Source organism: Fibrobacter sp. UWR2, from assembly GCF_002210285.1.
Classification (GTDB): domain Bacteria; phylum Fibrobacterota; class Fibrobacteria; order Fibrobacterales; family Fibrobacteraceae; genus Fibrobacter.
The window spans coordinates 707,566-719,536 of the sequence record NZ_MWQE01000001.1 but is presented as its reverse complement, the minus strand read 5'-3'; the positions used below and the strand labels follow the sequence as shown (position 1 = coordinate 719,536).

Genomic DNA, 11,971 nt, shown 5'->3' with positions numbered 1-11,971 from the left:
TTGGACACCAAAACGGCTGGACTCAACGCAACGCAGTGTTCCACCTCGGATACCATACAGGCTGGCATCCATAGTGTATTTGGCGATATCGGATACTATCGTGCCAAAGCCAAATGGAGCGACGACTGGACCCTCACCCTAAAAAGGGATGCCCTACTCGGTTCAGCCGGATTCACAAGCGATTTCAGGTACATTTCGCTATCAGCAACCGCAAGCAGCAATCCATCAATCACATCGGAACTGACGGTACACACAGCCGATTCCTCTTTTTACGCAGGAACCGTTCTAGGAAAAGGGAAGCCGGTCCTTGCAACCGTCCGCTGGGAATCCAAGAACAAAAATGACGAAATCCACGAAATCGAAGGAGACTGGCAAACCAGTTACATCCGCAAGCGATTCGTTGTAGGAGCATCTTACAAGAAGCACCATTTCCAGACACACCTTGAACAAATCCACACCACACCGGTCAATGCGACCAGCGAATATTTCATCAAGGACTCCTCCCAGATATTCATCTGGGATTCCCGCTACAGGCACGATTTCGGCAAGAGCGCGCTCAATATGCAGCACGTCGCTGTTTCCGTCCAGTCCAACATTATCGGGAATTCATACCGAGACGGAAGTACAAAGAGATTCATGTACCTGCCCATCAAGTCAAGGCTGTATTATGACAACATCCAATGGGAAAACGATTTATTCGAGGTCGACGCCAGGGGAATTCTCGCATACGGGAAAATGGAGAAGGACAACAGGAGATTTTTCGAAACGCTGGCGCCAAACCGACTCTTGCCTGCATCCGTCATACAGGTTCTCTCTTTCTCGTTTCTGCAGATGAACTACCTCATAGAGGCCGACCTCAATATAGCCGCAGCAACTCTCGGCGGGTACTTCAATCCGCATTTCAACATTACCGGAAATATGCAGATTACGCCTAAGGCAGGTTTGCACGGATATTACACCTATAACGATCTCGAAATCGAGAAGAAATCCGAAACGACATCATTCATAGGTTACAATTCCGAGACAGAATGGTGGTTCTGGTCTCTTGAAAGCACAGGACTTATTGCAAGTCTCGGAGTATCCCTCGACAAGACTTCGCAAGACAAGTCCCGTGGGCTGTCGCTGGAATGGAATGCAACGCAGATTATCCCGATAAAGACAGACCTCCGTGAAAAGACTGATACAAAGCCCGCTGGAAAATCAAGTACAAAAAATCCGGAAGGAGCAAGTCCTTCCGGAATATTCAAGAATGGGTTTGCGAGCGGTCTCGCAATCCGATACCGCTTTTAACCCCAAACTTCGGTCTTGAGTTCGCGGCCCCACATGTCCTTGAGCACATCTTCGACCTTCTTGCCTTCGAAGAGGAGCGCGTGGACGGAGTTCACGATAGGCATCTCGACACCGAGCTTGTCGGCGAGCGCCTTGGTGCTCTTGCAGGTGGGCACGCCTTCGGCCACCATCTTCATGCCAGCGAGAACCTGTTCGATGGTTTCGCCCTTACCGATGTGTTCACCCACATAGCGGTTACGGCTATGCTGCGAGAGGCAGGTGACGATGAGATCGCCCATGCCGGCAAGGCCAGCAAACGTTTCGGGCTTTGCACCGAGAGCCTTGCCCAGGCGGCACATTTCGGCCTGACCGCGCGTCAGGAGGGCTGCACGGGAGTTATCGCCAATCTTGTACTTGCCGCTCGCCTCGAGCCCATAGAGCACGCCAGAGGCAATGGCAATCACGTTCTTCACGGAACCGCAGAGTTCCACGCCGATGATGTCGGTAGAACTGTACACGCGCAGGTAAGAGCAACTCATGACCTTCTGTACAAACTTCGCGGATTCCTCATTAACGCTGGCAGCCACAATCGCCGTAAGGATGTGGCGGCTGACTTCTTCGGCGTGAGACGGACCGCTGAAGGCCACCATCTTATCGTCGGTAAGCCACGGCACGTTTTCAAGGAGCACTTCGCTCATCAACTGGTTCGTGCCTTCGAGAATGCCCTTGGTAGCGCAGACAACGATAGGTTCCTTGCCCTTCGCCGGAATCCACTTGCCCAAATTCTTGGCAACACCGCCCATGAACTGCGAGGGCACCACGATGAGCACCATGTCACAGCCGTCGAGGGCTGCATTCATGTCGGTCGTGTACTTGAAATCCGCCGGGAAAATTACGCCGGGGAGCTTGTCCTTGTACTGATGTTCCGTCGAAAGCAGATCGACTTCGGCCTGCGAGTTTGTCCAGAACGAAACTTCGCACTTATTTTCATAGACCACCTGACCGAGAGTCAGGCCCCAACCACCAGTTCCAAGTACAGTTACTTTCATGATAAAAATCCTTTTTTCAACAATCTACAATATTTATGCCTTCGGGGTCTTGCGCTTGCTGCCAAAACCGTTCTCGGTGCCGTTCAAAAGGCGCTTGATGTTCGATTTGTGCTTCACAATCACGAAAACCGCCACCAGAAGGCAGGTAATCATGAGCCCTAGGTTGATATCGTCGGGCGGGAATGGCAACTTAAAGTAGCCCATCACGCCAAAGGCGCCGAGAGCGATGCACGCACCGATGCTACCCACCGAAACATACTTTGTCGAGAACGTGAGTACCACCCACACTCCTAGGCAAGAAAGCGCCGTAATCGGGCAGAGCGCGAGGAACACGCCCAGTGCGGCAAGAACGCCCTTGCCCCCGCGGAAACCGGCAAAGCAGGTGAAACTGTGCCCGAGAATCACGAGGATACCCGCAACAAGCGGAACCCAGCTAGAATAATCCGCACCACCGGCAGCCACCTGCATTTCGCACAACCTCATGGCAATCCACGGGCCGAAGAAGCCCTTGAGCAAGTCCATGAATACCACAGGGAGCGCAGGCTTCCAACCTAGCACGCGGAATGTATTGGTAAGGCCCGCATTCTTGGAGCCGTAGTCTCTAATGTCGAACGACTTTCCCTTTGCGATTTTTGCTATCCAGATGGCGCTGGGGATCGACCCCAGCAAGTACGCTATTGGAAGACTCAGTAAACTGTTCAAGTTCTTCATCCTTTCTGAGGGTTAACTTCTGGTCGAAATTCAGGCGCAGGGGCGCACCCTGCAGCTGGAATTCCTCATAAAACTTTTTGAGCAAGTAACGCTTGTACGACTCGTCCACCAGTTCGGGCGTGCGGGTCTCGATGGCGATAACAGGCGGCTCCACCATAATCTGGCATGCGCGCGTAAGCGACACCACGCGGGCGTTATGGCTCGGGGGAGCCTTCTCTTGCAAGAAGTTCGCAAAACTTTCAGCGACGCGGTCACGGCCCAGCACGCGGCGGCAGTTGGCATACACCGTCTGGATGGCCTGCACCACGCGGTTGATGCGCTGGCCTTCCTTGGCGCTAATCGAAATGATGGGCACATACTCGAGCATCGGTTCGCGTTCGAGCATTTCCTTGACCATGTGGTCGAAACTCTTCTCGGTCTTGTTCGGGAGGATATCCCACTTGTTGAGAACCACCACAAGACCCTTACCTGCCTTGCGGATTTCGGTAATGATGCGGAAGTCCTGCACTTCGAGCCCGCGGGTGCAATCAACCATCAGCACCGACACGTCGGAACGGCGCACACTTTCAAGCGTACGCATGTTGCTGAAGATTTCGACTTCGTCTTCGACCTTTGCCTTCTTGCGGAGGCCTGCAGTATCGGTCACCACGAACTTCTGGCCATCAACGATAAAGTCGCAGTCAATGGAATCGCGGGTCGTGCCCGGGATGTCAGAGACCACAGCGCGGTCTTCGTTCAGCAGGCGGTTCAACAGCGTGCTCTTGCCCGCATTCGGGCGGCCAAGGATGGCGAAACGGATAGGACGTTCTTCTCGGCGTTCACCACGGACGGGTGTCGGGAGCACAGAGATGACTTCGTCCAGCAGGCTCAGGCAGGCATAACCCGTAAGAGCACTGATGGTGCGTGGCAGGCCAAAACCGAGTTTCAAGAACTCGTAGCTTTCCTGGCGGTCGCCCTGCTGCTCGCTCTTGTTCGCCACGAGAATCACCTTCTTGTCTTCTTTATGGACAAGGCGCGCGAACTGCTGGTCGAGCTTGGTAATGCCCACGCGGACATCCACCATAAAGAGCACCAGGTCGGATTCCTTCACGGCGTTGAAAATTTGCGCACGGACGCTGTCGGCCAGCACGTCGATGGTATCGTCGGGCAGGAATCCGCCCGTATCGACTACCGTAAACTCATGGCCCTTGTAGTTGGCCGTCTGGTAATGCCTATCGCGGGTAACGCCGTCGCGGTCAGAAACGACTGCGGCTCGCCGCCCAAGGATCCGGTTAAAAAGAGAGGACTTCCCAACATTCGGGCGTCCGATAATACATACGACAGGTAATTTCATCGTATCCAAATATAGAAAATTGGCCATTAGTCACTAGCCATTAGGAACTAGTGACCGCAGGTAACAACGGCTAAGTATGCGCGCGGCGGAAGTCTTCGATGAGGCAGCAGCTGATGCTCACATCGGTCTCGTACTCGGGAATGTCTTCGCGCCTGACCCACATGGCTTCGGAGAGTTCTTCTTTTTGCATATGGATAGTGTCGTCGCCATCGAGTTCAGCGGTGAAGCCCGCGATAAGCGAGTCGCTGAAGGGCCACGGCTGGCTCCCGAAATAGCGGATGTTTTTCACGCGGAGGCCAGCCTCTTCCAAAACTTCGCGGTGCACGGCCTGCTCAAGGCTCTCGCCCACTTCCACGAAACCCGAAATCAAGAAGAGCCTCGGGTTCGGATTGTCGATGTTGTGGGCCATCAGGAGTTTGTCGCCATTGCGGACGGCCACAATCACGACCGGAGAGATGCGCGGGTAAACGACATTCCCGCATTTAGGACAAACTACTGCGCGTTCCTTTTCGCTACGGGCCATCTCGCTTCCGCAGCGGCCACAGAACCTGTTGAGCGATTCCCAGTGAGCGATGTGCGCGGCGGTCGCGCCACCCATGCGCAAGAGCGGATCGCCCATGTAGCGGTACGTGCGTGCCGGGCAAAGGACATAATCGTCCGACGCGTTTTCCACCAGTTCTTTCGAGATGCTGAAATCTGCCAGGAAATACGCCGCATCGTCAATGCTGAAAAGGTAATGGCACGGGATATTTCCTTGATTGAAATTTTCTACCCTAGGAATTTCAAAGGAATCACCGTTCTTTTTGAGAAGGCTCTTATCCCCGAAAAAGACAACAAGAAAATCCGACGGTTTCGGGCTTTGAAGCCGAAACTCGTTATGCAATTTATGTGGCGCGATTTCGTGAATCACGGTTTATTCCAAATACGTGTACCCGTAAAGGCCGCCGCGGTAGATGTTCAGGAATTCCTTGCCTTCTTGCAGGCTAATCTTCCCTTCCTTCACGGAGCGCGACACCCAGTTTTCCATGGTGCGCACGAGCGCCTTGTCGCTGAAGTTCACGTAGTCGAGCACGTCTTCCACGGATTCGCCGTCAATCACCTTGTCGATTTCGTAGCCGCCCTTGTCGTTGCAGACGATGTGGACAGCGTTCGTATCGCCAAAGAGGTTGTGCAGGTCACCGAGGATTTCCTGATAGGCGCCCACGAGGTAAACTGCGATGTAGTACGGTTCGCCGTTCTTGAGTTCATGCAGCGGGAGCGTGCGGCTCACGTCGCCACCACGGACGAACATGTCGATTTTACCATCGGAGTCGCAAGTGACATCCTGGAGGGTGGTTTCTACCGTCGGTTCCTCGTTCAAGCGCTGGATAGGCATGAGCGGGAAAACCTGGTCCACGCCCCAGCTGTCGGGCAGGCTCTGGAACAAACTGAAGTTGCAGAAGTACTTCTGCGCAAGCAAGCGCGGGAGTTCGCTGAGTTCGTAAGGCGGATGGCGCAAATCCTTCGCAAGCTGGTCTACCTTGCGCACGATGCTCCAGAACAGGCGTTCGCACATGGCGCGCGTCGGCAGGTCGTAATCGCCCACCTTGAAACCGTTCAGAACGTCATCGTTCAGCTGGATGGCATCGTGCCAGCTTTCGAGCAGGTTCTTCGGGGTGAGCCCCTTGTAGATGCCGTACAAATCCTTCAATGCATCGGGAGCATCGTCATCAATCTCGTGCGTATTCTCGTCGAAGAACGCCTGGCCGGCGGTTTCCAGCACGTTGAACACCAAAATGGAATGGTGCGCCGCAAGAGCACGGCCCGATTCCGCAATGATGTTCGGGTGCGGCACGTTGCCGTTTTCGCAGGCTTCGTACATGGCATACACCACGTCGTTCGCGTATTCCTGGATGGAGTAGTTCACCGAGCTCGCGTTGGAACTGCGGGTACCGTCGTAATCGACGCCAAGGCCGCCGCCCACGTCCACGAATTCAAGGCTCATGCCCATCTTGCGAATCTGCACATAGAACTGCGAGACTTCGCGCAGGCCCGATTTGATGTGGCGGATGTTCGTAATCTGGCTACCCAGGTGGAAGTGGATGAGCTTCATGCAGTCTTCCATCTTCTCCTGCTTGATGTAGTCCAGCGCTTCGAGCAATTCGGAACTGTTGAGGCCGAACTTGCTGTGGTATCCGCCAGATTCTTCCCACTTGCCGCTGCCGGAGCTTGCAAGCTTGATGCGGATGCCGATGTTCGGGCGCACGCCGATACGGCGGGAAAGTTCCACCACCAGGTGGAGCTCGTTCATCTTCTCGACGACGATGAAAATCTTCTTGCCCATCTTCTGCGCGAGGAGGGCAAGTTCAATGAAGTCCTCGTCCTTGTAGCCGTTGCAGATAATCAGCGAATCCGGGTTATCCATGTTCGCGAGCACCGCATGCAGTTCCGGCTTGGAACCGGCCTCGAGACCGATGTTGTATTTTTTGCCGTGACTGACGATTTCTTCGAGCACGGCGCGTTGCTGGTTCACCTTGATCGGGAAGATGCTGTAGTAGCTCCCGTTGAAACCATATTCCGTGCGGGACTTGTTAAAGCACTCGTTAATCTTCTCGATGCGGCTATCCAAGATATCCGGGAAGCGCAGCAGCATCGGGGTGGAGACGTCGCGGAGCGAAAGTTCCTGCACGAGTTCGTACAGGTCGATATCCGGGCCGCCTTCCTTGAGCGGATGAACAGTCGCGTGACCCTTCTCGTTGATGTCGAAGTAGTTCACGCCCCAACCCTTGACGTTGTACAAGTCACGGGAATCGTCAATGCGCCATTTTTTCATTGCTCTGAGTCTCTCTAGTCAACGAGAACAGGGTTGAAGTTTTCCTTCCACGGGAGGCCGTACTTGGTGAGGGCTTCCATGAACGGATCCGGGTCAAATTCTTCCACGGTATGCACGCCCGGCTTGTTCCACTTGCCGGTGAGCACCATCATGGCGCCGCACATGGCCGGAACGCCTGTGGTGTAAGCGATGGCCTGGCTACCGAGTTCCTTGTAGCATTCCTGATGGTCGCAAACGTTGTAGAGGTAGTAGGTCTTCGGCTTGCCGTCCTTGGTGCCCTTGAAAATGCAACCGATGTTCGTCTTGCCCACCGTGCGGGGGCCGAGGCTTGCCGGGTCCGGAAGGAGGGCCTTCAAGAACTGGATAGGAACGATTTCCTGGCCCTGGAACTTGATGGGCTGCGTGCTGAGCATGCCCACGTCTTCGAGGCAGCGCATGTGGTCGAGGTAGCTCTGGCCGAACGTCATGAAGAAGCGGATGCGCTTGACGCCCGGAATGTTCTGGGCCAGCGATTCGATTTCTTCGTGGTGCAGCAGGTACATGTCCTTCTTGCCCACTTCGTCGAACACGTATTCGCGCTTGATGCTCATGGCCGGAATTTCGACCCAGTGGCCCTTGCCGTTTTCGTCGGTGTCCCAGTAGCTGCCCGGAGCGGAAACTTCGCGCAGGTTGATTTCGGGGTTGAAGTTCGTCGCAAACTTGTAGCCGTGATCGCCGCCGTTGCAGTCGAGGATATCGATTTCTTCGATGGTGTCGAACTGGTGCTTGAGGGCGTAGGCACAGTAGGCCTGGGAAACACCCGGGTCAAAGCCGGAACCCAGCAGCGCCGTGAGGCCGGCCTTTTCAAACTTTTCCTTGTAAGCCCACTGCCAGCTGTAGTCGAAGTAGGCGCTGAAGCCCTGTTCCTTGCAACGCTTGTCGTAAACCTTGCGCCATTCCGGATCGTCGATGTTTTCGGGCTCGTAGTTCGCCGTGTCCATGTAGTTCACGCCACATTCGAGGCAGGCGTCCATGATGGCGAGGTCCTGGTACGGGAGCGCGATGTTCATCACCAGGTCGGGCTTGTATTCCTTGATGAGTTTCACGACATTTTCGGCCTTATCGGCATCCACCGCGGCAGTCGTAATGACCGTCTTCGTGTTCGGGCGCAGTTCCTGTGCCAGCTTTTCGCAGTTTTCGCGGTGACGGCTAGCGATGCAGATTTCGCTGAACACTTCGCTTGCCGTGCAGCATTTCTTGATAGCAACCGTGGCGACAGCGCCACAACCGATAATCAAAGCTCTTGCCATTTTGTGTTTATCCTCATTATGGAATTGTTAGCCCCATAAATTTAGGAAAAACTGGATGGTAATTCCAGTTATCTATCTGCAATTTCGTCTTTTAGACAGCGGATAGAGTTAAAGCCCGACTTGAACACGGCCGTATCGGCCATATATTCGGAATATACCACATGGCGTTCGTCCAGAGTGTAGACGTGAGCACGCTTATCTATGAAAGAAGGAATGATATCATAATAAGGTTCTGCAGTCCACAAGAATGCCGAGCCCCCGTATGTGGCGTAAATGTCATTATCTGTTGTATCAACACGCCCTGCGCCCACTAGCGCAAAACCGTATTCGTCGTCGCCAGGATCTTTGTCCCAGCCAACGTTAGACTTCAACGCATGAGCATTCTTGTACGCACCACCAATGGATTCCAAAAGTTCAGCGAATTCAATGCGGTTCGGCAAATGCCAACCTTCAGGGCAAATCCCTCGAATATTTTTCTGACTAACATGCTTCGTCAAGAAGGAATAGTCGAAAGCCCCGGAATCCATAGCCGCAGCCCAAGTGTAAAGTCGCCCATAAAATTTATTCGAATCCGGATCATCCAAGTATGCCGATTTCACGCGTCCTTCAAGAACAGGCGTCTTTACGCTATCGGCGTAATTGAGATTTTCCGCCATCCACGTCTGCCTTCCGATAGTCACCGTCTTATACGTCTGCTCGTCACGGGCATCCGTAAATTCACCCTTCTTCACAGTCGACGGATCAACAAGTGCCTCATGTCGCTCGTAGTTCTTTATGCAACGGACAGAAAGTCCCGAAGCCTTGGTCGGCGCATATATAGCATCTGACACTTTCGAATTCCGCATATAGGCGCGTGCCAAAGAATCCGACAACTCCATGGTTGTCCAAAAATATGCATTCCAGGTTTCCAGATTCGATGTACCGGCCATACTATAGCGCATAAAGCCCGCTGGCAAAAAAGTAAGCCCATAAACATTCGTATTAAGGGAATCCTCCCATTTCGGGGCGCCTGCGCCGAAAAGATTTTTTTGATAGAAGACGGGGCCGTCTATCTCCTCATATTCAAGAACATGCCACCCTTCAGGGCAAATTCCCTGGAAGTTTTTAGGTACCGAGCAAACCGTCATAAAGCCACAGCCGGATTTAGCAGAATCCATCGCCACAGCATACGTGTACAGACGTCCATACAAATCGCAATTTTCGCGGGCACACCAGGTATGGAGCGTATCACCCACATCGTAGTTCAGGTTTTCCGCCATCCATACCTTTCCGTCAAACTCTATGGTCTTGTAGACCTTATTATCGCGAGAGTCCACAAGTTCGCCATAAGACAATCCTGGATTCATGTAATCCCAAGCGGTGATTACGGAACTAGAACTCTTAGCGCTGCTGGAGCTTTCTTCCACCGATGAATACGGTTCAATGCTACTTGAAATTTCATCTACGGAACTGGAATCTCCAGGCAAAAGGATACTGGGATCATCGTCGCCACACGCTCCTAATACTAGGGCGACGAAAGCGGATGTTGCAATCAACAAGCGTAAAGAATGGTTTTGAAAAGTTTCCCCTTTCATACTTATTTTCTCCTATTTCTGCTTCTCAATAAAACTGCAGTCTTCAAGCATGTTCTTTATCGCATCCAGCGAATTGAACATGATGACATCCAGAATGGAAAGCCCCGGCACAAATTCGTTATGGAACTGTTTGTACGGCCGGATATTGGGGCGAATAAACTTCAGCGTAACTCCGTGCTTCTCGAAATCATCGAAATGGTACAGGTCCTGCCCGCCCACGGCATTGATGTAGGTGTCGCCCCCCAGCCGCTGGCAGAAATCAAAAATACGGTATTCCCTCCTGTAGTTGTCGTTGCCCTCGATTTCCGAACTCTTGATGAACTTCGTGTTTATTTCGAGATACTGGCAGACTGCTTTTATGGAATGGAAAAGGAATTCTGCGACATTGCGCTCAGGATAGTTCAATATCTTCTCGATAAGGGCGAAACCGGCATTGAATTGCGGGGCCCTGCAATAAGCGTAATAGATCGTGTCCAGTTTTTGAGAAACATTAAAGTCCGTGAATTCCGTTTCGTTTATCTTCTTAAACGAACTCATGTGTTTCACTTCAAGCCCCCAGAAGAAGGGCTTGCCGCAAACGAGAATCCTGTTCCGCTGAATCCACCCGTGCTTGATAAAGTTGTAGTTATCCCCAATCAAGAACAGGTCGGCAGCATTGAGGAGTTGCCAGAAACCGATATACGGGAGAAAATAGGGCTGGTTTCCGGCGATAATCAAAGGATGTCTCCGCAAGAAATGATACGTTCATCGCTTGTCACGACGGGGAACGCCTTCCTATCATCAACGACGTTCGTTACCGGGCAACTAGACGTACGGAAAAGGCCGGAATCAAAATACTTGTCATCGATACAGAGCATCATGCCGCATACATAATCGTCGAAGGGAGTCCCTTCCCATACGGTGCGGAATGTTTTCTGGTGCAGGAACGGCTGGATAATCATGTCCTTGACGGAGCCGTCATCGAAAAGCGCCTTCCAATCGCTTTCGTCCGTCAGCGGGCCGGCATAGACCTTTTCGCTCTTGCCCAGGCGGAAATGCTTCAAGATGTAGCCGTCCTTGCCTGCATACGCTTTTTTCAAGACATCTTCCGACGACTTGTCCTTGCATATCCACGTCTCGATGGAATGCGCCCGCAAGAATTCCGCTTCTGCATCAGTGAGGAAGTTCCGCGTAAACTCGGGCATAAACCAGAGCTGCATGAACCGCTTGTCGTGAATCAGGAATACCGTGCGGAAATCGTTGTACATCCTGGAATCAATCATGGCCTTGATGGTATCCATGGAATAGCTCAGGATATCCTTCTGGTTCAATGCGCTGATGACGAATTTTCCATTCCAGTCGTTGATGCGGCTTTCGACTTCGTCAGCCTCCAAGATGAAGACTTTTTTTCCGAAGTGTTCATAGAATGGCTTGTAAAGCTTGATTTCGGAAGTCTTGTCCGAGCTCTTCAGCACGTAGATTTCATCTTTGTCGCCGACAATATCCAGCGCACTCTGCATCATCTGTTCAAAGAGCGATTCCCTTTTGCCTCCGGGATACTTCTCCATGAAATTGTTGGCTGCAGCCTCGGCAAAGTACGACATGAAAATCCCGTGACCGAAGAACCTGCTCGTAATCTCGCAAAGTTTCAGCTCGCCTTCGTCCGTAATAAGATAGTCGGGGCGGAATGTCCCCGCCAAGAACGGATACTTGCCCTGGTATTCAAGGATTTCCATTTCCTTTTCGGAAAGAGGCATGTACTTGTCCGTAAAATTGGCGTAGTTTGCCGCCATGTATTCAACGCACTTATAGAGGACGCGATGCATCTCGCGCAATTCTTCGTTGCGTGCAGGCGTAATGACCAAAGGTTTCTCGTGATACCACCTGTGGTAATAGTTTTCCTGGTCCCCGTACAGCCCTTTACAGACATTCCATAAATTCGTCTCGGTAGTCAT

At 52.6% G+C, this 11,971-nt stretch carries 10 protein-coding genes; 1 reads left to right on the top strand and 9 read right to left on the bottom strand.

All coding sequences use genetic code 11. From position 1 onward, the window contains the following. Window positions 1-1,290, top strand: coding sequence for a hypothetical protein (locus tag B7994_RS02885; RefSeq protein WP_088636957.1), 1,290 nt, complete (start codon window positions 1-3; stop codon window positions 1,288-1,290). Here B7994_RS02885 and B7994_RS02880 read toward each other — a convergent pair. The 9 genes from B7994_RS02880 to B7994_RS02840 all read right to left on the bottom strand — a co-directional run bounded on the left by B7994_RS02880 (window position 1,287) and on the right by B7994_RS02840 (window position 11,971). After that, the gene (locus tag B7994_RS02880) at window positions 1,287-2,318 is read right to left on the bottom strand and encodes an NAD(P)H-dependent glycerol-3-phosphate dehydrogenase (RefSeq protein WP_088636956.1); all 1,032 of its coding nucleotides are present in this window, start codon (window positions 2,316-2,318) and stop codon (window positions 1,287-1,289) included. The genes B7994_RS02885 and B7994_RS02880 overlap by 4 nt on opposite strands. A gap of 33 nt (window positions 2,319-2,351) precedes the next feature. Continuing rightward, window positions 2,352-2,987, bottom strand: coding sequence for a glycerol-3-phosphate 1-O-acyltransferase PlsY (plsY, locus tag B7994_RS02875; RefSeq protein WP_158213054.1), 636 nt, complete (start codon window positions 2,985-2,987; stop codon window positions 2,352-2,354). Next, complete coding sequence (gene der, locus B7994_RS02870) at window positions 2,920-4,362, bottom strand: ribosome biogenesis GTPase Der (RefSeq protein ID WP_088636954.1); 1,443 nt, start codon at window positions 4,360-4,362, stop codon at window positions 2,920-2,922. Before der ends, plsY begins: the two co-directional genes overlap by 68 nt. 70 nt (window positions 4,363-4,432) lie before the next feature. Beyond that, on the bottom strand, window positions 4,433-5,272 hold the full coding sequence (nudC, locus tag B7994_RS02865) for an NAD(+) diphosphatase (RefSeq protein WP_088636953.1): 840 nt from the start codon (window positions 5,270-5,272) through the stop codon (window positions 4,433-4,435). A gap of 3 nt (window positions 5,273-5,275) precedes the next feature. After that, entirely contained in the window at window positions 5,276-7,174 is a 1,899-nt protein-coding gene (speA, locus tag B7994_RS02860; protein WP_088636952.1) for a biosynthetic arginine decarboxylase, read from the bottom strand. Window positions 7,175-7,188: 14 nt separating this feature from the next. After that, window positions 7,189-8,463 (bottom strand): saccharopine dehydrogenase family protein, encoded by a 1,275-nt coding sequence (locus B7994_RS02855; protein WP_088636951.1) that lies wholly within the window; start codon window positions 8,461-8,463, stop codon window positions 7,189-7,191. 68 nt (window positions 8,464-8,531) lie between these two features. Next, window positions 8,532-10,001 carry an FISUMP domain-containing protein gene (locus B7994_RS02850; RefSeq protein WP_158213053.1) on the bottom strand — a complete coding sequence of 490 codons (1,470 nt, stop codon included), beginning with the start codon at window positions 9,999-10,001 and terminating at the stop codon, window positions 8,532-8,534. Window positions 10,002-10,049: 48 nt separating this feature from the next. Then, entirely contained in the window at window positions 10,050-10,754 is a 705-nt protein-coding gene (locus B7994_RS02845) for a WbqC family protein (protein ID WP_158213052.1), read from the bottom strand. Next, window positions 10,751-11,971, bottom strand: coding sequence for a hypothetical protein (locus tag B7994_RS02840; protein ID WP_144063720.1), 1,221 nt, complete (start codon window positions 11,969-11,971; stop codon window positions 10,751-10,753). The genes B7994_RS02845 and B7994_RS02840 overlap by 4 nt, the downstream gene beginning before the upstream one ends.